Origin of the sequence: Pseudomonas sp. B10, assembly GCF_900156235.1 — a bacterium.
GTDB lineage: Bacteria > Pseudomonadota > Gammaproteobacteria > Pseudomonadales > Pseudomonadaceae > Aquipseudomonas > Aquipseudomonas siliginis.
The window spans coordinates 2,101,943-2,124,232 of the sequence record NZ_LT707063.1 but is presented as its reverse complement, the minus strand read 5'-3'; the positions used below and the strand labels follow the sequence as shown (position 1 = coordinate 2,124,232).

General features: G+C 60.3%; 19 protein-coding genes and 1 pseudogene. 9 read left to right on the top strand and 11 right to left on the bottom strand.

Annotated features, from left to right (window positions below; all coding sequences use genetic code 11):
• Window positions 1-16 precede the first annotated feature (16 nt).
• Complete coding sequence (sbcB, locus tag BXA01_RS09515) at window positions 17-1,447, top strand: exodeoxyribonuclease I (RefSeq protein ID WP_076563959.1); 1,431 nt, start codon at window positions 17-19, stop codon at window positions 1,445-1,447.
• A gap of 98 nt (window positions 1,448-1,545) precedes the next feature.
• Here the strand turns inward: sbcB and mvaT are convergent, their stop codons facing one another.
• The gene (mvaT, locus tag BXA01_RS09510; protein WP_016773476.1) at window positions 1,546-1,923 is read right to left on the bottom strand and encodes a histone-like nucleoid-structuring protein MvaT; all 378 of its coding nucleotides are present in this window, start codon (window positions 1,921-1,923) and stop codon (window positions 1,546-1,548) included.
• A gap of 337 nt (window positions 1,924-2,260) precedes the next feature.
• Between mvaT and purU the strand changes: the two genes are divergently transcribed.
• Both purU and BXA01_RS27105 read left to right on the top strand, forming a co-directional pair.
• Window positions 2,261-3,109, top strand: a complete 849-nt coding sequence (purU, locus tag BXA01_RS09505; protein ID WP_076563958.1) for a formyltetrahydrofolate deformylase — start codon at window positions 2,261-2,263, stop codon at window positions 3,107-3,109.
• A gap of 81 nt (window positions 3,110-3,190) precedes the next feature.
• Window positions 3,191-3,367 carry a hypothetical protein gene (locus BXA01_RS27105; protein WP_016773478.1) on the top strand — a complete coding sequence of 59 codons (177 nt, stop codon included), beginning with the start codon at window positions 3,191-3,193 and terminating at the stop codon, window positions 3,365-3,367.
• Here BXA01_RS27105 and BXA01_RS09500 read toward each other — a convergent pair.
• The 6 genes and pseudogenes from BXA01_RS09500 to BXA01_RS27670 form a co-directional block, all read right to left on the bottom strand.
• Window positions 3,351-4,349 (bottom strand): lysylphosphatidylglycerol synthase transmembrane domain-containing protein, encoded by a 999-nt coding sequence (locus BXA01_RS09500; RefSeq protein WP_076563957.1) that lies wholly within the window; start codon window positions 4,347-4,349, stop codon window positions 3,351-3,353. The two genes, BXA01_RS27105 and BXA01_RS09500, sit on opposite strands and share 17 nt — an antisense overlap.
• Window positions 4,346-5,116 (bottom strand): DUF2334 domain-containing protein, encoded by a 771-nt coding sequence (locus tag BXA01_RS09495; protein WP_076563956.1) that lies wholly within the window; start codon window positions 5,114-5,116, stop codon window positions 4,346-4,348. Before BXA01_RS09495 ends, BXA01_RS09500 begins: the two co-directional genes overlap by 4 nt.
• Window positions 5,109-6,200 carry a glycosyltransferase family 4 protein gene (locus tag BXA01_RS09490; protein WP_172834033.1) on the bottom strand — a complete coding sequence of 364 codons (1,092 nt, stop codon included), beginning with the start codon at window positions 6,198-6,200 and terminating at the stop codon, window positions 5,109-5,111. The genes BXA01_RS09495 and BXA01_RS09490 overlap by 8 nt, the downstream gene beginning before the upstream one ends.
• 197 nt (window positions 6,201-6,397) lie before the next feature.
• Complete coding sequence (locus tag BXA01_RS09485) at window positions 6,398-7,348, bottom strand: IS110 family transposase (RefSeq protein ID WP_076563955.1); 951 nt, start codon at window positions 7,346-7,348, stop codon at window positions 6,398-6,400.
• Window positions 7,349-7,586: 238 nt separating this feature from the next.
• Window positions 7,587-8,351, bottom strand: a complete 765-nt coding sequence (locus BXA01_RS27675; protein WP_425375757.1) for a methyl-accepting chemotaxis protein — start codon at window positions 8,349-8,351, stop codon at window positions 7,587-7,589.
• A 141-nt stretch (window positions 8,352-8,492) separates the two neighbouring features.
• A pseudogene (locus tag BXA01_RS27670) lies at window positions 8,493-9,332 on the bottom strand (HAMP domain-containing protein); the annotation flags it as partial.
• 330 nt (window positions 9,333-9,662) lie between these two features.
• On the opposite strand from BXA01_RS27670, the gene BXA01_RS09475 reads away from it, so the two are divergent.
• A complete protein-coding gene (locus BXA01_RS09475; RefSeq protein WP_041480025.1) occupies window positions 9,663-11,150 on the top strand; it encodes a helicase HerA-like domain-containing protein in 1,488 nt (495 codons plus the stop codon).
• Between the two features lie 133 nt (window positions 11,151-11,283).
• Here the strand turns inward: BXA01_RS09475 and BXA01_RS09470 are convergent, their stop codons facing one another.
• Entirely contained in the window at window positions 11,284-11,739 is a 456-nt protein-coding gene (locus tag BXA01_RS09470) for a DUF721 domain-containing protein (protein WP_076563953.1), read from the bottom strand.
• Window positions 11,740-12,048: 309 nt separating this feature from the next.
• On the opposite strand from BXA01_RS09470, the gene secA reads away from it, so the two are divergent.
• From secA to BXA01_RS09450, 4 genes are all read left to right on the top strand, one after another.
• Window positions 12,049-14,790: a preprotein translocase subunit SecA gene (gene secA, locus BXA01_RS09465; protein ID WP_038861039.1), complete on the top strand. Its 2,742-nt coding sequence runs from the start codon at window positions 12,049-12,051 to the stop codon at window positions 14,788-14,790.
• A gap of 122 nt (window positions 14,791-14,912) precedes the next feature.
• Window positions 14,913-16,130, top strand: a complete 1,218-nt coding sequence (gene argJ / locus BXA01_RS09460) for a bifunctional glutamate N-acetyltransferase/amino-acid acetyltransferase ArgJ (protein ID WP_076563952.1) — start codon at window positions 14,913-14,915, stop codon at window positions 16,128-16,130.
• Window positions 16,131-16,289: 159 nt separating this feature from the next.
• Window positions 16,290-16,922 (top strand): glutathione S-transferase family protein, encoded by a 633-nt coding sequence (locus BXA01_RS09455; protein ID WP_016773486.1) that lies wholly within the window; start codon window positions 16,290-16,292, stop codon window positions 16,920-16,922.
• Window positions 16,919-17,866 (top strand): Nudix family hydrolase, encoded by a 948-nt coding sequence (locus BXA01_RS09450; protein ID WP_076563951.1) that lies wholly within the window; start codon window positions 16,919-16,921, stop codon window positions 17,864-17,866. The genes BXA01_RS09455 and BXA01_RS09450 overlap by 4 nt, the downstream gene beginning before the upstream one ends.
• A 119-nt stretch (window positions 17,867-17,985) precedes the next feature.
• Here BXA01_RS09450 and BXA01_RS09445 read toward each other — a convergent pair whose 3' ends face one another.
• The 3 genes from BXA01_RS09445 to BXA01_RS09435 are packed head-to-tail and all read right to left on the bottom strand — an operon-like array spanning window position 17,986 to window position 21,573.
• The gene (locus tag BXA01_RS09445) at window positions 17,986-18,570 is read right to left on the bottom strand and encodes a cob(I)yrinic acid a,c-diamide adenosyltransferase (RefSeq protein ID WP_076563950.1); all 585 of its coding nucleotides are present in this window, start codon (window positions 18,568-18,570) and stop codon (window positions 17,986-17,988) included.
• Between the two features lie 3 nt (window positions 18,571-18,573).
• Complete coding sequence (locus tag BXA01_RS09440) at window positions 18,574-20,610, bottom strand: sensor histidine kinase (RefSeq protein ID WP_076563949.1); 2,037 nt, start codon at window positions 20,608-20,610, stop codon at window positions 18,574-18,576.
• A 45-nt stretch (window positions 20,611-20,655) separates the two neighbouring features.
• A complete protein-coding gene (locus BXA01_RS09435; RefSeq protein ID WP_076563948.1) occupies window positions 20,656-21,573 on the bottom strand; it encodes a putative 2-dehydropantoate 2-reductase in 918 nt (305 codons plus the stop codon).
• Between the two features lie 140 nt (window positions 21,574-21,713).
• Between BXA01_RS09435 and BXA01_RS09430 the strand changes: the two genes are divergently transcribed.
• Window positions 21,714-22,199 carry a YajQ family cyclic di-GMP-binding protein gene (locus BXA01_RS09430; RefSeq protein WP_016773491.1) on the top strand — a complete coding sequence of 162 codons (486 nt, stop codon included), beginning with the start codon at window positions 21,714-21,716 and terminating at the stop codon, window positions 22,197-22,199.
• Window positions 22,200-22,290 lie beyond the last annotated feature (91 nt).

Below are 22,290 nucleotides of genomic sequence, written 5' to 3'. Positions count from 1 at the left end.
TGTTCAGGATTCGCCCGTGACTTCAATCTTCTGGTACGACTACGAAACCACTGGCATCAATCCGCGCAACGACCGACCGCTGCAGGTGGCCGGGATTCGCACCGACCATGCGCTCAACGAGATCGACGAGCCGGTCAACCTCTATTGCCAACCCAGCGAGGACATCCTGCCGCACCCGGCGGCGTGCGCGATCACCGGCATCACCCCGGGCCAGCTCGCTGAAAAAGGCCTGAGCGAAGCCGATTTCATGACCCGCGTGCATGCGCAACTGGCCGCACCGGGCACCTGTGGCGCCGGTTACAACACCTTGCGTTTCGACGACGAAATGACCCGCTACAGCCTGTATCGCAATTTCTTCGACCCCTATGCCCGTGAATGGCAGGGCGGCAACAGTCGCTGGGATCTGATTGATGTGGTGCGCGCCGCTTACGCATTGCGCCCGGATGGTCTGGTCTGGCCGACCGATGATGAAGGCCGCGTGACCCTCAAGCTCGAACGCCTCACGGCGGCCAACAATATCGATCACGGGCACGCTCACGAGGCGCTATCGGATGTGCGCGCCACCATTGCACTGGCGCGGCTGATTCGCGAGAAACAACCCAAGCTCTACGAGTGGCTGTTCCAGTTGCGCAGCAAACAGAAGGTGATGGATCAGATCCGCCTGTTGCAGCCACTGGTGCATGTGTCCGGGCGATTCTCGGCGGCACGCAGTTATGTCGGCGTGGTGTTGCCGCTGGCCTGGCACCCGAAGAATCGCAACGCCCTGATCGTCTGTGATCTGCATCTTGATCCGCAGGGGTTGCTGGACCTCGATGCGCAAGCATTGCGTCAGCGTCTTTATACCCGTCGCGATGAGTTGGCCGAAGGTGAGTTGCCGGTGCCGCTCAAGCTGATTCATATCAATCGCTGCCCGGTTGTAGCGCCGCTGGCGGTATTGCGCGCGCAAGACCAGCAGCGCCTTGGGCTGGACATGGCGCTTTATCATGAGCGGACAGTGCGACTAACTGACGCACAACAAGTCTGGAAAGATAAAGTCGCGGCGATTTATGCCAGCGAAGACTTCGTCCCCAGCGAAGATCCCGAGCAGCAGTTGTACGATGGATTTATCGGTGATCGTGATCGTCGTTTATGCGAACAAGTTCGAACGGCCGACCCTGCGCAATTGGCGCAAGAGCAGTGGCCTTTCGATGATGAACGTTTGCCTGAATTACTTTTTCGATATCGAGCACGCAACTTTCCGGACACCCTGGATGTGGCCGAGCAAGAGCGCTGGAAATTATTTTGTCAGCAACGCCTGACGCAACCCGAGGCAGGTGCGCCGAATACCGTGCAGTCATTTATCGAGGCGGCAGAGCAATGGTCGCTTAGTGCGTCACCGATGCAGCGAGAGGTGCTCAATGACTGGCAGAATTATGTCCAGGCATTACGCAAACGTTTGAATCTGTGAAATCGAACATGCCCGGACAATAAATTACGGGCATAAAAAAACGCCAGCGCTAGCTGGCGTTCTTTTGTTCGCGGATCGCTCTGCGAAGGCGTTGCGGCTTAGCCCAGCAGGGTAGCCCAGCCTTCAACCACGTCGCCGCCCCACTTGGCTTTCCACTCTTTCAGAGTCTTGTGGTTGCCACCTTTGGTTTCGATGACTTCACCGTTGTGCGGGTTTTTGTATTGCTTAACTTTGCGTGCACGCTTGGTGCCGGTAGTTTTTACTGCGCCGCCACGTGGAGCCTTGGATTTTGCTTCTGGATCCAGCAGCGCGATGATGTCACGCAGGGACTTGGAGTATTCACCCATCAGCGTGCGCAGTTTGCCTTCGAATTCCAGTTCGGCTTGCAGTTTGTCGTCTTCGGACAGGTTCTTCAGACGGGCTTGCAGCTCTTTGATGGCTTCTTCGGTGGCGCGATATTCGTTGATCAAGGACATGAGTACTACCTTTCGTAGAATGCTGAATGACAGGGGACAGTGCCGCAATAATAGTCAGGCTGTTTCATCAAGTAAACATTTAGATCGGCTTTTTATTTAAATGAGTTACAGGAATTAGCCGCGCTTTGAATGTTCCGTTAAATAATGTGATGCAGTCAGCACAGATATTTACAGTTGTCTGACAAAAGCCCCGCTAAAGCGTCACGGTCTTGACGTAAGACCTGCGTCAGAAAGCCGTTTGACCATGCTTTGTCCCACCCGGCGCGTATGCGTACTGCAGTTTTCCTGCGCAGTCGCTAGAATGGCGGCCTTTGTGAAGTTCTGGAGTTTCCCCCTCATGCGCACTTTTCGGCTGGTGATCTCTTGCCCGGACCGCGTTGGCATCGTTGCCAAAGTCAGTAATTTTCTGGCCTCTCATAATGGCTGGATCACCGAAGCGAGCCACCACTCTGACAATCAAGTGGGCTGGTTCTTCATGCGTCACGAAATCCGTGCCGATTCCCTGCCGTTCGGTATTGAAGAATTGCGCGAGAAGTTCGCGCCGATCGCCGAAGAGTTCTCGATGGACTGGCGCATCACCGACACCGAGCAGAAAAAACGCGTGGTGCTGATGGCCAGCCGCGAATCCCACTGCCTGGCCGACCTGCTGCACCGCTGGCACAGCGATGAACTGGATTGCGAAATCGCCTGCGTGATTTCCAACCACGACGACCTGCGCAGTATGGTCGAGTGGCACGGCATCCCTTACTACCACGTGCCGGTCAACCCGCAGGAAAAGCAGCCGGCATTCGACGAAGTATCGCGGCTGGTCAAACAGCACGACGCCGAAGTGGTGGTGCTGGCGCGCTACATGCAGATCCTGCCGCCGGACATGTGCCGCGAATACGCGCACAAAGTCATCAACATTCACCACAGCTTCCTGCCATCGTTCGTCGGCGCCAAGCCGTATCACCAGGCGTCCCTGCGTGGTGTGAAACTGATCGGCGCGACCTGCCACTATGTTACTGAAGAGCTGGACGCCGGCCCGATCATCGAGCAGGACGTGGTGCGTGTCAGCCACAGCGACAGCATCGAAGACATGGTGCGCTTCGGTCGTGACGTCGAGAAGATGGTGCTGGCCCGTGGTCTGCGTTATCACCTGGAAGACCGCGTGCTGGTGCATGGCAACAAGACAGTCGTGTTCTGATCGAGCACGCCACGCTTGAAAAACCAGGGGCCTGGGCGTTGAATCGCTCAGGCCCTTGTCATTTGAGCCCGAGGAAAAGTCATGAGCGATCCGCTGGACAAAGCCACTTCCAAAGCCCCCGCCACTCTTGGTGAAGGTTGCCTCAGCCGCTACGATCCGGATGACATGAGCCCGGACGACGGCACCGAATTCCCCGGTGCCGCCGAGCTTTGGGAGCAGCTCCAACAAGAGCAGGACGAACCTAAGAAGCCTGCCTGACGTTCATCAACTTCTTCAGCAACGGCTTGCCCAGCATCAACACGAACACCGGGCCGCCAACCAGCAGATAGAAGTAATACGTCACCACGCGCCAGATCAGGATCGCCGCCGCTGCGGTGGATTTGCCCACCATCGGCGCGAGCAGCGCAGCCGAGGTCAGCTCTGCCGCCCCTGCGCCGCCAGGTAACAGGCTGAACTGGCCGGCGCCCAGCGAGAGCATCTGCACCAGAAAGCTCCACGCCCACTGCAAATCCGCGCCGAGCCCGCGCAGGGCCAGATACAGCACGCTGTAGCGCAGCAGCCAGTGCACGCAGGTCAGAGCAAAAACCTGAACCAGCGTTTGCCAGGGCAGTTTCAAGGTATCGGTAAATGCCGCGAGAAAGTGCAGTAACTTGCGCGCCCAGCGACGGCGAGTACTTGTCGTGATGTTCATCCCCGCCAACAGCCGCCCGCTCAGGCGAATCAACGCTCGGTGATAACGGGCGATCAACACGCAACTGAACAACCCCCCAAACAGCGAAACGGCGCTGACGGTCAGCAGCCACTCAAGGCGATCGCTCAGGTGCTGGAATAGCGCATAGATCAGAATCCCGCTGAGGGCGCAGAGAAAGAACAGCAGATCGCTGAGCTGATCCATGGCAAACACCGCGCTGCCCCGCGCCGGACGCACGCCGCACCGGGCGAGCAATGCCATGATCGTCAGCGGTCCGCCACTACCGCCGGGCGTGGCGCAGTACGCGAACTCGGCCGCCATCACCACGCCGAGGCTTTTCAAGGGCGCGACTTTTTCTCGCTGGTCGCCGAGCAACAAACGCAGGCGCAACGTATTGATGCCCCAGCAGAGCAGAATCATGCCGAACATGATCAACAGCCAGTTCAGCGGAAAACTGCGCAGGCGCGACCACGTCTCGCCGCCGCCGAGCAGTACCGGAATCAGTACCGCCGCGAGCAGGCCGATCAGCAACAACAGGCTGCGCTTCATGCTGCGCGTTCCAGCTGACCGCGCTGTCGGGTCAGCCAGTCGATTTTGGTCAGCGGCACGCGTCCCTCCGCTAGCAGGCGTTGCAGCGTGTGCAACCAATAATCGCGAGAAAACCGGTGACGCATGTCCACCGGATGCAGCCCCAGACGAATCACCGATGCCTCGCGCCAGCGCTGTTCACGCTGGTCGCTGACGATTTTCGACAAGCCACGACGCCAGGCACTGCGCGCACTCCACACCAGCCCCGGTGCATCGATGGCGCTGAAGTCGGGCAAGCGATAAAGGTGCTGCGGATCGCTGGTGTAGCTGAGCGGCAATTCACGCAAAGCGTGGCGGGTGCCGTCGCTCATCAGCCAGGCCGGGGCGACGAAACCGTGCACCGGCCAGTCGCAGCGCTGAAACATGTCCAGACCTGCGTGCAGGCGGTCAAGGGCTGCTTCGCGGGACAGGCGATAGAACTCGCCTTCGTGGGTGTAGACCCGGCGCATGAACCAGTCGCGCGGGTTGTTCGGCATGGGTTCCTGATCGTCGTGGTAGTAGCCGTGCAGCGCCAGTTCATCGCCTCGGGCGACCCTGGCATCGAGCACTCGGCGAAACGCCGGATTGGCGTCAAGCGCATCGTGGCGATGGAAATCCGGCACCACCAGCCACGTCATCGGCACATCACCCAAGGCATCGACGGCCTCGACGAAGGGCTGGTAATCCGCCCAGGTCGAGGGCGCGACATCATGCAATACCAGGCAAACAGCTTTCATTTCTTCAACCATTGGCCACCCGTGGCAGCGTATGGCCGAGCACCGCGTGATAGTGGCTGAGCAGACTGTCGACCACGGTGTCCCAGGCGTAATGCCGTTCGACGTGCTGGCGCGCCTGTTGACCGAGGCGGGCGCAGCCGCGACTGAACAGCTCGCGCACGGCATTGGCCATGGCCTGCGGATTATTCGGTGCACAGAGCAGGCCGCAGGAATCGTTGACGATTTCTTCAAACGCCCCGGCCGCCACCGCCACCACGGGAATGCCGCAGGCCATGGCCTCAAGGATGACCAGGCCGAAGGTTTCCTGGTCGCCGGCATGCAGCAGCGCATCGGCGCTGGCCATCAGCCGCGCGACTTTCGGCGCCGGGCAGAATTCGTCGATAACGCTGACGTTGTCCGGCACCGCCGCAGGCATCGACGAGCCGACCAGCAGCAAGTGGTAACGCGGACCAAGGCGTTGCATGCACTTGAGCAGCACCGGCAGGTTTTTCTCCTTGGAACCGCGCCCGGCAAAGATCAGCAGGCGCGTGTCTTCGGCAATGCCCAGCTCAGCCCGCAGGCCAGGATCGCGGGCGTCGGGATGGAAGGTGTGCAGATCCACGCCCAGCGGTTGCACATGGACATTGCGTACACCAAGCCCGATGAGCTTGTCGGCCATGACCTGGCTCGGGGCGAGGACACGATCGAAATTGCCGTACAGGCGAGTCACGTAAGCCTCGACATTCGGCGTGACCCAATGGCCCATGCGATTGCCCGCCAGCAGCGGCAGATCCGAGTGATAAAAGCCGATCACCGGAACGTCCAGCTGCCGCCGCGCATCCAGCGCCGCCCATGCGGTGAGGTAGGGATCGCCGACTTCGATCAGATCCGGCTGCAAATCCTGCAGGACGTTTCGCCAAGGCGCCAGGCGCAGGGGGAAGCGATAACCTTTGCCGAAGGGCAGGGCGGGCGCTGGAACCGTATAAATGCCGTCATGTTCACCCAGTCGCGCGCCGGGGATCAGCAAGCTGTGGCGAATGGCGTTGCGCTCGCCAAGGCGACGGTGTTTGGCATCTAGGTAAGTCCGCACGCCTCCGCTGGCCGGGGCGTAGAACATGGTGATGTCGGCGATATGCACGGTGAGCAACCCTCCGCTGTGTCGTTCTCCCTTGATTGACCTTTATCCAGAATAGATGTTCGGTCGGGATTGCGCGGTGGGGTGTCACTCGGGTTTTGTTGAAAGGTAGATATTCGCGAGCAGGCTCGCTCCCACAATGGAATGCATTTTCCCTGTGGGAGATTCTATGGTTATCCTCAAGCGATAACTGCCCCTTTCGATTGATATTCGCTCTGGTTTTTCATCAGGGCGAACGCTATGCGGGCGAGTTTACGGCTGAGCATCACCAGTACCTGTGTAGTCGCTTTTCCACAGCTGAGATGGTGGTTGTAGAACGCCTTCCAGGCATTTGATCGGCAGGCTGACATGGCGGCGTTATGCAATAACCGTCGCACCTCCGAGCATCCGCGCTTGGTTAAATATCTACGGCCATTTTTTTGGCCCGAGTCGCTCACTCTCAGATCCATGCCTAAAAACGCGACATAAGAGTCGCCGCTGGTAAAGTCGCCTCGGTTGTATGCCATGACCAAAGCAGTTGCAGTTAGAAAACCTATACCTTCGATGGCTTGGCATCTGGCAACTTCTTCCAGCAAACCAGCTTCACGCAAGATTTCCTTGAGCTTTTTCTGAACTAGCAAATCCAGCCTTTCCATGGACTTTACGAAAGTTGCGAACACGGCTTTCAAGCTGGCGTCATTTGCCCAGCTCTGGGTCAGGCTGGTTTTGGCCTGTATCAGCGAAGCTCTACGTCGTAGAAGGCTTTGCAGCTTGCCGTAGACCGCCGGAGGTGGGGTCCAGGGGCGTAAATCTTCGCCTTCATTTTTTAGAAAACGGGCGAGAAGACGGGCGTCAGATGCGTCCGTTTTACTACGACCACCGACACCTTTACGATAATTACTGAGTTGAAAACCGTCGATGATGAAAACGTCGTGGCCTGACTCATGAGCCAACTCAACCAAGTCGACGTGATAAACATTTGTCGCCTCAACAGCTATGGCGGTGGGCCCCGGCAACGTTTTAAGCCAGCGCTTTATGACGGGCTTTTCATTGGTTATCGAGGTGAGCAGATCTGGATCTGCTAAATAAATAACAAGTTCAGCTTTGGCGACGTCCACACCCACAATTGACTTCGACACGCGCATTGCCACTGACACTTCTCCACGCTAAGGTTTTACGACTTGTAGGGGTTTCACCCAGAGGCGCAGGCTTGTTTCTATCGTCGCTTGAACGAAGCATTCTCTATCGGCGCTTTTGGTGGAAGGGGTGGGGCGAGGTCTCCCACGGTCTGTACTGTTACAGCAGTCAGATGCGAACTGTTCGTCCCACCACCCCTTCAAGTCTAACCATACAAGCGAGCCTGCTCGCGAAGTGGCCAGTCGCCGCAGCTTAAATCCTGAAGCTGCCCACCAGTTGCTTGAGACGCGAAGCCTGCTGCTCCAGATCCGAGCACGCGCGCAAGGTCGCTTGCAGGTTTTCCACGCCTTCCTGGTTCAGCGTGTTGATCTCGGTGATATCGACGTTGATCGACTCAACCACCGCAGTCTGCTCCTCGGTCGCGGTTGCCACCGACTGGTTCATCCCATCAATCTCGCCAATGCGCAGGGTCACGCTGTTCAGGCGTTCGCCGGCGAGGTTGGCGATCTCGACGCTGTCCTGGCTGTGGCGCTGGCTGTCGCTCATGGTGCTAACCGATTCCCGGGCGCCGACTTGCAGCTCCTCGATCATGGTCTGCACCTGCTGTGCCGATTCCTGAGTGCGGTGCGCGAGGTTGCGCACTTCGTCGGCCACCACGGCGAAACCACGACCGGCCTCACCGGCGCGCGCCGCTTCGATCGCTGCGTTCAGCGCCAACAGGTTGGTCTGCTGGGAAATACTGGTGATCACCTCGAGAATCTGGCCGATGTTGACGGTCTTGCTGTTCAGCGACTCGATGTTGGTGCTGGACGCGCTGAGCATGCTCGACAACTGGTTCATCGCCTTGATGCTGCGCTCGACCACCTGCTGACCATCTTCGGCCAGACCCCTGGCATCGCTGGCCTGATTCGACGCTTGCGCGGCGTTGCGGGCAATTTCCTGGGCGGCGGCGCCGAGTTGATTGATCGCGGCGGCAACACTGCTGGTGCGCGAAGCTTGCTGGTCGGAGTTGTACATCGACGAATTCGACGCAGCGACCACGCGCAGCGCGACTTCGTTGACCTGACCGGTGGCGGAGGACACTTCGCGGATCGAGCCGTGAATGCGCTCGACGAAGCGGTTGAACGCGGTGCCGAGGATGCCGAATTCATCGTTATTGACGATGTTCAGGCGTTTGGTCAGGTCGCCTTCGCCGTCGGCGATGTCTTCCATGGCGCGGGTCATCACGTGCAGCGGCTGGATCAGCAGGCGGATCAGCATGCCGAGCAGGGCAATGATGATTACCACGGCAATGATGGTTGCGATTACCGCTGAGGTGCGGAATTCGCTGAGCATCGCGTAGGCCTGGTCTTTATCGATCGACAGACCGATGTACCAGTTCACCGACGGCAGGCCTTTGATCGGAGCGAAGGTGACGATGCGGGTTTTGCCATCAACTGTCACTTCGCTGAAATCGCTGCTGATGCGCGGCGTGTCCTGCGGGTAGGCTTCTTTGAGCGACTTCATCACCAGGGCCTTGTCCGGGTGGACGAGGATCTTGCCGTCGGCGCTGATCAGAAACGCATAGCCCATGCCGTCGAAATCCCGCGCGGCGAGGGTGTCGATCAGCGATTGCAGGCTGAGGTCGCCGCCGACCACGCCGACGCTCTGCCCGGCCTTTTTCGAAGCGGTGGCGATGGAGATGATCAACTGGCCGGTGGCCGCATCGATGTAGGGTTCGGTCAGGGTCGAGGTGCTGCTGCTTTCGGCACCTTTATACCAAGGGCGCACACGCGGATCGAAACCGTCCGGCATCTTCACGTCCGGGCGGATGGTGAAATGCCCGGTGGCATCGCCCAGGTAGGTGGCCATGAACGTCGAGGTCAGGCTTTTCTGTTCCAGCAGGCTGGCGACCGTGGCAGGTTCCGGGTTGATGGCGATGTTCTGCGCGGCGTTCTCGATCAGCAGAATGCGCCCGCTGAGCCAAGTCTGGATGTTGCCGGCGGTGACCTCGCCCATTTCATTGAGGTAGTTGTTCAGATCATCGCGGATCGCATTGCGCTGCTGCCAGTCGTTGTACAACGTGAACGAGGCAAAAGCGGCAATGACGATGAGAGCGGCGGCAAGCAAAATCTTATGGCTGAAGCGCAGGTTTTTGTTCATGGCTTGGGGTTCCGCTAAGGTCTTAATGTCCTGGGCGTGCTTTGATAGAGACGCGCACTATGGGCAAGGTTGAAAAATTGATATTTCCGGCTCTCCTTAGGGAAATGTCCGACCCGATTTTCTGATGGGTCTATCCAATTTATGTATCGGCCATGTGTCATCAAAGATTAACCATTGGGTGAGAAAATGCCTGACTCCTCGCAACTCGTTATCGGCGCTGATCCGGCCGCGCAACCCATCGCTCAGGCCATGCGCCTGGCCAACCGCCACGGCCTGATCGCCGGCGCCACCGGCACCGGTAAAACCGTGACGTTGCAGCGCCTGGCCGAAGCGTTCAGCGACGCCGGTGTGGCAGTGTTCGCTGCCGACATCAAGGGCGACCTGTGCGGCCTCGGTGCTGCCGGCAACCCGCAGGGCAAAGTGGCCGAGCGCATCGCCGGCATGCCCTGGCTCGGTCACACGCCGCAGGCTTATCCCGTCACGCTTTGGGACATCCACGGTGAATCCGGACATCCGCTGCGCACCACGTTGAGCGAAATGGGTCCGCTACTGATCGGCAGCCTGCTCGAGCTGACCGACAGTCAGCAGTCGGCGCTGTACGCGGCCTTCAAGGTGGCGGATCGCGAAGGGCTGTTGCTGCTGGATCTCAAGGATCTGAAAGCGCTGCTCAATCACCTCAAGGACAATCCACAGTTGCTCGGCGAAGATGCCGCGCTGATGACCACCGGTTCCAGCCAGGCGCTGCTGCGCCGCTTGGCGACGCTGGAACAGCAGGGCGCCGAAGCCCTGTTCGGCGAGCCGGCGCTGCAACTCGAAGACATTCTGCAACCGGGCGCCGATGGCCGTGGACGTATCCATCTGCTCGATGCCAGTCGGCTGGTGCACGAGGCGCCGAAGGTTTACGCAACGTTCCTGCTGTGGCTGCTGGCCGAGTTGTTCGAGCAACTGCCCGAGCGCGGCGACGCCGACAAGCCGCTGCTGGCGCTGTTTTTCGACGAGGCGCACTTGCTGTTCGGCGACACGCCCAAGGCCTTGCAGGAGCGGCTTGAGCAAGTGGTGCGCTTGATTCGTTCCAAAGGCGTTGGCGTGTATTTCGTCACCCAGTCGCCAGCGGATCTGCCGGATGACGTGCTGGCGCAGTTGGGCTTGCGTATTCAACACGGTCTGCGTGCGTTCACCGCCAAAGAGCAGAAATCTCTGCGCGCCGTGGCGGATGGCTTTCGGCCGAATCCGGCGTTCGACAGTCTGTCGGTACTGACTGAACTGGGAATCGGCGAGGCGCTGGTGGGAACGCTGACCGAGAAGGGCACGCCGGAAATGGTCCAGCGTGTGTTGGTGGCGCCGCCGCAATCGCGGATCGGCCCGCTGACTGAAACCGAGCGCACCGTGCTGATCGCCGGCTCACCGTTCAAGGGCCGTTATGACAAGCCGATCGACCGCGAGTCGGCCTATGAAATCCTGATGGGACGCAAAGGGCTGGCGCCCGAGGCTGAAACACCAGCGGGCAAAGCGGCGGCCGAAGAGCCGAGCCTGGCTGACCGCGCGGGAGAATTCCTCGGCACGGCGGCAGGCCAAGCGCTGAAATCGGCGATGCGCCAGGCGGCCAATAACCTTGGCAAGCAGTTGGTGCGGGGGTTGATGGGCTCTTTATTGGGCGGCAGCAAGCGCCGCTGAATTGAGGAGAGTCGGAGATCGAGACAGTGGGAGCGAGCCTGCTGGCGAAAGCGCTGTGTCATTCAACATCAATGTCGTCTGACATGGCCTCTTCGCGAGCAGGCTCGCTCCCACATGGCAATGGTGTGCACGGTCAGTTTTTGCTTTTGGCATGCGCCGCCAACCGCTCCAGCGCCGCGCGCAATCCCGGATCGCTGATCCCGTCGGCCGTCGACTGAATCGTCTCTGCCGCACTGCTGGACAGATCCATCGAGTGCCCAACTACCCGATGCTGCACGATCGGCGGGCGCACACTGAATTTGATCCGCGTCAGGTTGGCGAACTCTTCGAACAATTGCAGTTGTCGTTGCAGGCGTTTCTGCTGATAGCGCAGTCGCGTCGCCCAATGGCCGTCAGTGACCACCAGCGACAGCTCGCCTTCGCGCCATTTGGCCACGCGGCAATGCTCGCGGGCGGCAGGCTGCAGCTGGCTTTCGAGCAGGCGCTGCAAATGCTCCAGGCGCTGGGCATGGCCGAGGAGGGCTTTGAGCGGTTTGGCTTCACGTAACAGAGCGGCGGGTGCTCTGGCCGTGAGAGGGCGAAACGCCATGATCGAACACCTGAAAGTCACAGAGGCGCCATGGTAGCAGAAAGCTGCGGAACCTCTGGCCCATTGCTTTTGTCCCTGATTTGCTCATTAAATCAACGCCTGACTTCTTTCCCTCGACGGGTTGAAGTTGAGCAAAACGCCCCTATTTTAAGTGAGCCCCGTCAAAGCGCAGTGCCAGCATCGTGGAACATCGCCACTTTCCTCACCACCGTTTCCGGGTAGAATGCTCGTTCGCATGCGGCCATGAGGGCTGCACGGGCGACTCACGGGGCCGCCCTCCATCCCTTTAGTGTGGAAGATCCTGCCGATATGTTTGCGCCTTTGTTAAAGAAACTTTTTGGAAGCAAGAACGAGCGTGAAGTCAAACGCATGCTCAAGACGGTGCAGCTCGTCAATGCCTTCGAAGAGCAAATGGTGGCCCTTTCGGACGATCAATTGCGCGCCAAGACCGCCGAGTTCAAGGCCCGTATCGCCAAAGGGGAGACCCTCGACAAGCTGTTGCCGGAAGCCTTCGCCGTCGCCCGCGAGGCCGGCAAGCGTGTGATGGGCATGCGCCACTTCGACGTGCAACTCGTCGGCGGCATGACTCTGCACGAAGGCAAGATTGCCGAAATGCGCACCGGTGAGGGCAAGACCCTCGTGGCCACCCTGGGTGTTTACCTCAACGCACTGTCCGGCAAGGGCGTGCACGTGGTGACCGTGAACGACTACCTGGCCCGCCGTGACGCCAACTGGATGCGCCCGCTGTATGAATTCCTCGGCCTGACCGTCGGCGTCGTGACGCCGTTCCAGCCGCCGGAAGAAAAGCGTGCCGCCTACGCCGCCGACATCACCTACGGCACCAACAACGAATTCGGTTTCGACTACCTGCGCGACAACATGGCGTTCAGCATGGATGAAAAATTCCAGCGCGAACTCAACTTTGCCGTGATCGACGAAGTCGACTCCATCCTCATCGACGAAGCGCGTACCCCGCTGATCATTTCCGGTCAGGCCGAGGACAGCTCCAAGCTGTACATGGAGATCAACAAGCTGATCCCGCAGCTGGAACTGCACGTCGAGGAAGTCGAAGGCCAGGTCACCAAGGCCGGCCACTACACCGTTGACGAAAAGACCCGTCAGGTCGAACTCAACGAAGCCGGTCACCAGTTCATCGAAGAAATGCTCACCCGCGTCGGCCTGCTGGCCGAAGGCGAGAGCCTGTACTCGGCGCACAACCTTGGCCTGCTGACCCACGTCTATGCCGGTCTGCGTGCGCACAAACTGTTCAACCGCAATATCGAATACATCGTCCAGGACGGTCAGGTCGTACTGGTCGACGAACACACCGGTCGTACTATGCCGGGTCGTCGTCTGTCCGAAGGCCTGCACCAGGCTATCGAAGCCAAGGAAGGTCTGAACATCCAGGCCGAGAGCCAGACCCTGGCCTCGACCACTTTCCAGAACTACTTCCGTTTGTACACCAAGCTGTCCGGCATGACCGGTACCGCCGACACCGAAGCGTTCGAATTCCACCAGATCTACGGTCTGGAAGTCATGGTCATTCCGCCGAACAAACCGTTGGCGCGTAAGGACTACAACGACCTGGTGTTCCTCACCGCCGAAGAGAAATACGCTGCGATCGTCGCGGACATCAAGGAAAGCATGGCCGCCGGTCGTCCGGTGCTGGTGGGTACCGCGACCATCGAGACGTCCGAGCACATGTCCGAATTGCTCGTCAAAGAAGGCATCGAACACAAGGTTCTGAACGCCAAGTTCCACGAAAAAGAAGCTGAAATCATCGCTCAGGCCGGTCGTCCGGGTGCGCTGACCATCGCCACCAACATGGCCGGTCGTGGTACCGACATCCTGTTGGGCGGTAACTGGGAAGTGGAAGTCGCTTCGCTGGAGAACCCGACTCCTGAGCAGATCGCCCAGATCAAGGCCGACTGGCAGAAGCGTCACCAGCAAGTATTGGAATCCGGCGGCTTGCAGGTGATCGCTTCCGAGCGTCACGAATCGCGCCGTATCGACAACCAGCTGCGTGGCCGTGCCGGCCGTCAGGGCGATGCCGGTTCGAGCCGCTTCTACCTGTCGCTGGAAGACAGCCTGATGCGCATCTTCGCCTCCGACCGCGTGAAGAACTTCATGAAAGCCCTGGGCATGCAGCCGGGCGAAGCGATCGAGCACCGTATGGTGACCAACGCGATCGAGAAGGCGCAGCGCAAGGTTGAAGGCCGCAACTTCGACATCCGCAAGCAACTGCTCGAGTTCGACGACGTCAACAACGAACAGCGTAAAGTGATCTATCACATGCGTAACACGTTGCTGGCCGCCGACAACATCGGTGAAACCATCGCCGACTTCCGTCAGGACGTGCTCAACGCTACCGTCAGCGCCCACATTCCGCCGCAATCGCTGCCAGAGCAGTGGGACGTGGCCGGCCTGGAAGCGTCGATCGAAAGCGATTTCGGCGTGAAACTGCCGATCCAGCAATGGCTCGACGAAGACGATCACCTGTACGAAGAAACCCTGCGCGAGAAGCTCATGACCGAGCTGATGGCGGCGTACAACGAGAAGGAAGATCAGGCCGGTGCCGAGGCGCTGCGCTCGTTCGAGAAGCAGATCGTCCTGCGCGTACTCGACGACCTGTGGAAAGATCACCTGTCGACCATGGATCACCTGCGTCACGGCATTCACCTGCGCGGCTATGCGCAGAAGAACCCGAAGCAGGAATACAAGCGCGAATCTTTCACGCTGTTCTCCGAGCTGCTCGATTCGATCAAGCGCGACTCGATCCGCGTGCTTTCGCATGTTCAGGTTCGTCGCGAAGATCCGGAAGCCGAAGAGCAACGTCTGCGTCAGGAGGCCGAAGCACTGGCGGCGCGCATGCAGTTCGAACACGCCGAAGCGCCTGGGCTGGATCAGCCGGAAGCGTTGGGTGAAGAGGTCGATGTGGCACTGGCCACCGCCGCTGCCCCGGTTCGCAACGAGCAGAAGCTGGGCCGCAACGAACTGTGCTACTGCGGTTCGGGCAAGAAATACAAGCATTGCCACGGGCAGATCCAGTAAAACCCGTTTCAATCGCTGAACACCCCGCGCCGCGACCGGCTCCTGCCGTCGCGGCGTTTTGCCATTTATCCCACCGTCCTTTCCCGTGGCGGTGCTGACATCATTGAGTAAGGAGCGCATTCATGGCTGTTGGTCTTGGTCCTTTGCCAACGTTGCACCCGGTTGCCGGTTTTGAACTCGGTATCGCCTCGGCCGGCATCAAGCGCCCGGGGCGCAAGGATGTGGTAGTGATGCGCTGTGCTGAAGGTTCGACCGTGGCTGGCGTGTTCACCCTGAACGCGTTCTGCGCCGCGCCGGTGATCCTGGCGAAAAAGCGCGTGCACAATGACGTGCGTTACTTGCTGACCAACACCGGCAATGCCAACGCCGGCACCGGCGAACCGGGCCTGGCCGCCGCCGAGCGCACCACCGCTAAACTGGCTGAGCTGACCGGCGTCGATGCCAGCCAGATTCTGCCGTACTCCACCGGTGTGATCGGCGAGCCGCTGCCGGTCGAAAAAATCGAAGGCGCACTGCAAGCCGCGCTGGATGATCTGTCGGAGAACAACTGGGAAGCCGCCGCCACCGGGATCATGACCACCGATACCCTGCCGAAGGGCGCCAGCCGCCAGTTCGAGCATGACGGCGTGACCATCACCGTCACCGGCATCAGCAAAGGCGCCGGCATGATTCGCCCGAACATGGCGACCATGCTCGGTTACATTGCTACCGACGCCAAGGTCTCCCGCGAGGTGCTGCACAACCTGATGCTCGACGGCGCCAACAAGTCGTTCAACCGCATCACCATCGACGGCGACACTTCGACCAACGATTGCTGCATGCTGATCGCCACTGGCAAGGCCGCGCTGCCGGAAATCACCCGCGCTGAAGGCGAGCTGTTCGCCAAGCTGAAACAAGCCGTGTTCGAAGTGTGCATGGATGTCGCCCAGGCCATCGTGCGTGACGGCGAAGGCGCGACCAAATTCGTTACCGTTGAAGTGAATGGCGGCGGCAACCATCAGGAATGCCTGGACGTTGGTTACACCGTGGCCCACTCGCCGTTGATCAAGACCGCGCTGTTCGCCTCTGACCCGAACTGGGGCCGTATCCTCGCTGCCGTGGGCCGTGCCGGCGTGCCGGACCTGGACGTGAGCAAGATCGATGTGTTCCTCGGCGACGTGTGCATCGCTAGCCGTGGCGCCCGCGCCGCGACCTACACTGAAGCCCAGGGCTCGGCAGTGATGCAGCAGGAAGAAATCACCATCCGCATCGAACTGGGCCGTGGTGATTGCAGCGAAACCATCTGGACCACCGACCTGTCGCATGAGTACGTGAAGATCAACGCTGAATACCGTACTTGACCTGATCCGGGACCGAGCCGCTCCATTCGCGAGCAGGCTCGCTCCCACAGGGTATTCTCGCTGCAGTTCGGTTTTCTGTGGGAGCGAGCCTGCTCGCGAAAACGGCGATCCGGACACAACCCATTCAGAAGCATTCCTCTGACGAAAAGGCGCCACACCATGTCCCTGCACCTGATCATCGGCGACAAACTGCTTTCCTCCTGGTCCCTGCGTGCGGCACTGGCGCTGGACCTGACCGGCGCACCCTACAGCGAAGAGCTGATCAAGCTCGGCAAGCCCGACACCCGCGAGCGCCTGCTCAAGCATTCGCCGACCGGCAAGGTGCCGCTGCTGCAAACCACCCGTGGCACCATCGCCGATTCGCTGGCCATTGCTGAGTACCTCGCCGAACAGTTTCCGTCCGAGCAACTCTGGCCGAGCGATACCTTCGCCCGCGCCCAGGCACGCTCGGCCTGCGCACAAATGCACAGCGGCTTCTTCGCCATGCGTAACCACATGCCGTTCAACCTGAGCCAGGACGCACCGCTGAACCCGGTGCCGCCAGAAGTGAAGGTCGATATCGAACGCATGCTCGCGCTGTGGGCCGAATGCCGCGCGGCAGCGACGGAAGAGGGGCCGTACCTGTTCGGTCGTGTCAGCCTTGCCGATGCCTTTTTCGCGCCGATCGCCGTGCGCTTGCGCACCTATCAGGTGAAGCTGCCGGCGGTCGACGAAGCCTATGTTGAAACCGTCTACCAATGGCCCGCCTTCAAAGCGTGGCAAAAGGCTGGACTGGAGGAATTGAACCCGTGAAACGCGTCCACGTCGCCGCTGCCGTCATTCGTGACGGCGCCGGCAAAATCCTTATCGCCCGCCGTGCCGACACCCAGCATCAGGGCGGCTTGTGGGAGTTTCCCGGTGGCAAGGTCGAGGCTGACGAGTCTGTCGAATCGGCACTGGCTCGCGAGCTGCACGAAGAGCTGGGCATCGTCGTTGATGCTGCCCGGCCGCTGATCAAGGTTTGCCACGATTACCCGGACAAACAGGTCTTGCTGGATGTCTGGGAAGTATCAGCGTTCAGCGGCGAACCCCACGGTGCGGAAGGCCAGCCACTGGCTTGGGTCACTGCCAGGGAATTGATTGACTATGAGTTCCCGGCGGCCAATCAGCCGATCGTCGCGGCGGCGCGCTTGCCTGCCGAATACTTGATCACTCCCGAAGATCTGGAAGGCCCGGCCTTGTTGCGCGGCATCCAGAAAGCGATTGCCGGCGGAATCAAATTGATCCAGCTGCGCGCACCCAACGGCTACGACCCGAAATACCGTGATCTGGCGGTCGACGCGGTGGGCCTGTGCGCCGGCAAGGCGCAGTTGATGATCAAAGGGCCGTTCGAATGGCTCGGCGATTTCCCGTCTGCCGGCTGGCACATCACCGCAGCCCAACTGCGTAAATACGCGGCGGCAGGACGTCCGTTGCCGGCTGAGCGCTGGCTCGCGGCGTCGTGCCATAACGCTGAAGAGCTGGCGCTGGCCGAGCAGATGGGCGTCGACTTTGTCACCCTGTCGCCGGTACAGCCTACGCTGACGCACCCGGATGCACAGCCGTTGGGGTGGGAGCAGGCGGGGGCGTTGATTGACGGTTTCAGTAAACCGGTGTTTCTGCTCGGTGGAGTAGGGCCGGCGGAGCGCGAGAAAGCCTGGGGTGTTGGGGCTCAGGGAGTGGCGGGGATTCGGGCGTTCTGGCCTGATCCAGTGTAAGGACTGCTTGCCCCATCGCTGGCAAGCCAGCTCCCACAGGTTATGGGTGTACACAACGTTTGTGAACGATCTGGATCCCTGTGGGAGCTGGCTTGCCAGCGATGGCGGTATATCAGGCGCTACTTCCCTTCAGGTTTCACAGCCGGCTGCCACAAAATCTCCGCCACCCCTTGCCGCCGCGCAATCAACCGCGCCACAACAAACAGCAAATCCGACAACCGATTGATATACGCCAGGCCAACCCCGGCCAACGGCTCCAGCGCATTCAAATGCTGACAGCGGCGTTCGGCACTGCGCGCCAGACTGCGGCAGACATGTGCCTGCGCAATCAGCATCGAACCACCCGGCAAGATGAAATTCTCCAGCGGCCCCAGCTCTTCATTCCATACATCGATGGCCGCTTCCAGCCGCTCGATTTCGGCCTCGTTCAACGCCTGATATTCCGGCATCGCCAGTTCGCCACCGAGGTCGAACAGGCGATGCTGACAAGGCGCCAACACTTCGATGATTTCATTCAGCCCCGGATGCACTTCGCGCTCGGCGAGCAAACCGGCCAGCAGCACGCCGACCTGACTGTTCAGCGTATCGACCTCGCCGATCGCGTCGATGCGCGGGTGATCCTTGGGGACGCGACGGCCGTCACCGAGGCCTGTTTCGCCTTTGTCGCCGGTGCGGGTGTAGATCTTCGACAAGCGAAAGCCCATGGGTTACCTCGGTAGTGAATTGGTTTCGGTGGTCAATGGCGCAGGCTGCACCAGCGGCAGACGCAGGGTGAAGCAAGTGCCCTGGCCGGGCGCCGACTGCACTTCCATCTGGCCTTTGTGATTGTTGGTGATGATGAAGTACGACACCGACAGGCCAAGGCCGGTGCCCTGGCCGATTTCCTTGGTGGTAAAGAACGGCTCGAAAGTGCGCTTGCGCACGTTCTCGCTCATGCCGATGCCGTTGTCTTCGACTTGAATCTCGGCCCACGGCGGATTGAGCCTGGTGCGCAAAATGATCCGGCCCGGCTCGCTGTCGTCTTCGCGCTGATGAATCGCCTGCGCGGCGTTTTTCAGCAGGTTGAGCAACACCTGTTCCAACTCGTTGGCGGTGCCCGGCACTGGACCCAGTGCCGGGTCGAACTGGCGGATGATCGCCTGGCCCTTGAAGTCGAAACCGATGGCCAGATCGAAGTCGTTACCGGCGATTTCCACGGCTTGATCGATCAGCGCCGGCAGATCGCACGGCGCCATTTGCCGGGTGCTGCGGCGGCTGAAGCTGAGCATGTGCGTGACGATTTTCGCCGCGCGGGCGCCGGCCTGTTGAATGCCGTCGAGCAGTTGCGGGACTTCGCGGCCTTGCAGGTAGCGGTTCACAGTGTCCAGTTCGATGCCCAGTTGTTCGGCAGTCTCGATGTTCTTCGGCAGATCCGCCGACAGACGCCGGCGAATGTTCTGCACGTTGTGCAGGATCGCGCCGAGCGGGTTGTTGATTTCATGGGCCATGCCGGCCGCGAGGCCACCGACCGAGAGCATCTTCTCCGACTGCACCATCATTTCTTCCAGCGACAGACGCTGAGTGATGTCATCGATACGGATCACCACGCCACGCCCGGCACCGCCCATCAGTGGGTAAAACGTCAGCGCGTAATGCTTGGGTTCATCGTCCTTGAACCAGGTCACCCGATCGACTTTAGCCACGGTGTGCTGTTCGACGGTGGCCTTGAGCTGCGGCAAAAACGGCTTGAGCGGTTCGAAGGCGAGGAAGATCGGCTGATTCAGCGCCTCGTCCAGGCGCGTGCCGGAGAGCGCGCTGGCCTCTTGGTTCCACTGGGTGACGTAGAGCTGCTCGTCGAGGGCGATCAGCGCCGACGGCATCGAGTCGATGATGCTGTTGAGGTAATTCTGGAAGCCGGTGAGCTTCTTCTCGATCTTGCTGCGCACCTGGACTTCGAGTTCCAGTTTGCGGTTGGTGTGGCGGGTTTCCTCGGCCAGCCCCTGCGCCTGATCGTAGGCGGCCTGCGAGTCGTCGCGGGCGCGTTTCAATTGCTGCTCGCGGGCTTCGATGCGCGAAAGCATGGTGTTGAACGCCTCGGCCAGACTGCCGATTTCGTCGTGGTTGCCGCGCGCGGCGCGCAGGGCGTAGTTCTCTTCGCGGGTGACCTGCCGGGACAATTCCTCCAACTGGTGAATCGGCCGGGTAATCAGGCGCTTGATCTGCCGGGCGATGACCAGCCACAGCAAGACGCTGAAGATCAGGATGCCGAGGCTTGCGGTCAGAGTGCCGGTGTAGAACGCCATCGGCAGTTCGCTGCTGGCGACCAGCAACAGATGCCCCGGCGCGGCGCCGGGGCGGGGCAGGGTGATCAGTTGGTTGCTGCGGAACTCGGTGAGTTGCCAGGCTTCGACGTGGCGGTAGCGCTCGGGGAGGCTGAGTTTTTCGCCGCGCTGCACTTGCGCCAGGCGTTCACCCTTGCCGTCATACAGGGCGGCGGCGCGCAGCGGTGAATAACTGTCGAGCTCCTTGAGCAGGCGCTCGGCGCTGCGCGGCGACTCCAGCGCATCGCTGACCAGACTCGGATTGGCAATCAACCGGCCGATGGTCTGCAAGGCCTGTGGCGCCATGCTTTCCTGGGAAATGTAATAGGCGGCGCTGATAAAGGTCAGGTTGGCGACGAGCAGAACCGTGGTCAACAACACCAGCAGGGCCGCCAGCAGTTTCTGGCCGACCGGCAGGTTTTCAAGGCGCTGGCGCAATGGCATCAGGTTTATCGCAGCAGGGGAACAAGTCGTCAGCCTAGCGGCTGCTCAGTCGCTGGGCAATCCACGCTTGCGCAGATGCGCCACCAAACGTTGCTGCAACTGGTGCAGATGCGGCAGATGCAACTGATGGCGCTCGGCAACTTTGCAGGCGTGGCCCAACAGATAGCTGATCTCGGTGCGGCGCTGGTTGGCGACGTCCTGATACATCGAAGAGTAATTGGCGGCGGTGGCGTGGATCACTCGTTCGACTTCCGCTTGCACGTTTTCCGCCGCAGCCGGCTGGCCGCAGCTCTCCAGCAGTTCAGCCAGTTCGGCGCAGAGCGTGGCGACTTCGCAGTGATGCTCGCTCAGCCCGCCGTTACAGCAATCGTGGAGCACGGTCAGCGGGTTGATCGCGCAGTTCAGCGCCAGTTTGCGCCACAGTCGAGTGAGGATGTCAGCGCTCCATTCATGGGGAATGTTCGCCGCTTGCAGATCATCCAGCCAGACCGGCGCCAGCGGATTTGCCGCATCGCCCAGCCAGTTGAACCCGTGGCCGGCAAACACCACGCGCCAATCGCCATCACGAAACGCGCCCTCGGTGCTGGAGGCGCTGATGCAACGCGCCTGCGGCACCCGCGCGGCGACGGCGTCCTGACTGCCGAGGCCGTTCTGCAGCAGGATCAGTTCGGCGTCCGGAGCGAGGCGGGAAGCGAGGCGGGCGACGGCCTCTTCGGCGTCATAGGCCTTGCACGCAACCAGCAATCGGCGAATCGGTTCGGGGCTGTCCGGGGTTTCGCCGGGAACTGCGTAGGTATGAGCTTGTCCGTTTTCTACCAGGGTCAAGCCGCCCACTGTCTCGTAGCTGTGCAAGCGCGCCGCATCGCGCAGGATCAGCCGCACTGGCAAGCCGGCGCGAGCCAGACGGGTTGCCCAGAGTGTGCCGAGGCTGCCGGCGCCGAGTACGTGCCAGGTGGTCGACATCAGTTTTTTGCTCGATTGCTTGCTGGCATGTGCGGCTCGCCGTATCGGTAGGAAAAGACCCGTTATAATGAGCCCGATTTTAACCGCAAGCCAAGCGCGCTCCATCCACATCGAGCGCGCCTTTTTATTGGAGAGATTACATGCCGTCGTTCGACGTGGTATCCGAACTGGACAAACACGAACTCACCAACGCGGTCGAGAACGCCGTGAAGGAACTCGATCGTCGTTATGACCTGAAAGGCAAGGGCAGCTTCGAGTTCAAGGAAAAGGACCTGACCGTAAGCCTTACCGCCGAAGCCGCTTTCCAGCTCGAAGCGATGATCGAAATCCTCAAGCTGGCGCTGACCAAGCGCAAGATCGACGTGCAGTGCCTTGAGGTCAAGGATGCTTACGCTTCCGGCAAACTGATGAAGCAGGACGCCATCCTCAAGGAAGGCATCGACAAGGAGCTGGCAAAGAAAATCGTCGGCCACATCAAGGAAGCCAAGCTCAAGGTTCAGGCCGCCATTCAGGGCGAGCAGGTGCGTGTCACCGGCAAGAAGCGCGACGATTTGCAGGAAGCCATCGCGGCCCTGCGTGCCAAGGAATTCGGCATGCCGCTGCAGTTCAACAACTTCCGCGACTAAGCTTGGTCTGAAGGCTATGTGGGAGCGAGCCTGCTCGCGAATGCGGTGTTTCATTCAGCGAAAAGTTGACTGACACGCCGCATTCGCGAGC

Bases quoted from the DNA above. Each gene is read 5' to 3' on its own strand.
- BXA01_RS09475 (WP_041480025.1), top strand. From the start codon at position 9,663: ATGCCTGACTCCTCGCAACTCGTTATCGGCGCTGATCCGGCCGCGCAA.
- purU (WP_076563958.1), top strand. From the start codon at position 2,261: ATGCGCACTTTTCGGCTGGTGATCTCTTGCCCGGACCGCGTTGGCATC.
- BXA01_RS09470 (WP_076563953.1), bottom strand. From the start codon at position 11,739: ATGGCGTTTCGCCCTCTCACGGCCAGAGCACCCGCCGCTCTGTTACGT.
- BXA01_RS09500 (WP_076563957.1), bottom strand. From the start codon at position 4,349: ATGAAGCGCAGCCTGTTGTTGCTGATCGGCCTGCTCGCGGCGGTACTG.
- BXA01_RS09440 (WP_076563949.1), bottom strand. From the start codon at position 20,610: ATGCCATTGCGCCAGCGCCTTGAAAACCTGCCGGTCGGCCAGAAACTG.
- secA (WP_038861039.1), top strand. From the start codon at position 12,049: ATGTTTGCGCCTTTGTTAAAGAAACTTTTTGGAAGCAAGAACGAGCGT.
- BXA01_RS09495 (WP_076563956.1), bottom strand. From the start codon at position 5,116: ATGGTTGAAGAAATGAAAGCTGTTTGCCTGGTATTGCATGATGTCGCG.
- BXA01_RS09455 (WP_016773486.1), top strand. From the start codon at position 16,290: ATGTCCCTGCACCTGATCATCGGCGACAAACTGCTTTCCTCCTGGTCC.
- BXA01_RS09445 (WP_076563950.1), bottom strand. From the start codon at position 18,570: ATGGGCTTTCGCTTGTCGAAGATCTACACCCGCACCGGCGACAAAGGC.
- argJ (WP_076563952.1), top strand. From the start codon at position 14,913: ATGGCTGTTGGTCTTGGTCCTTTGCCAACGTTGCACCCGGTTGCCGGT.
- BXA01_RS27675 (WP_425375757.1), bottom strand. From the start codon at position 8,351: ATGTACAACTCCGACCAGCAAGCTTCGCGCACCAGCAGTGTTGCCGCC.
- BXA01_RS09430 (WP_016773491.1), top strand. From the start codon at position 21,714: ATGCCGTCGTTCGACGTGGTATCCGAACTGGACAAACACGAACTCACC.
- BXA01_RS27105 (WP_016773478.1), top strand. From the start codon at position 3,191: ATGAGCGATCCGCTGGACAAAGCCACTTCCAAAGCCCCCGCCACTCTT.
- BXA01_RS09490 (WP_172834033.1), bottom strand. From the start codon at position 6,200: ATGTTCTACGCCCCGGCCAGCGGAGGCGTGCGGACTTACCTAGATGCC.
- BXA01_RS09435 (WP_076563948.1), bottom strand. From the start codon at position 21,573: ATGTCGACCACCTGGCACGTACTCGGCGCCGGCAGCCTCGGCACACTC.
- mvaT (WP_016773476.1), bottom strand. From the start codon at position 1,923: ATGTCCTTGATCAACGAATATCGCGCCACCGAAGAAGCCATCAAAGAG.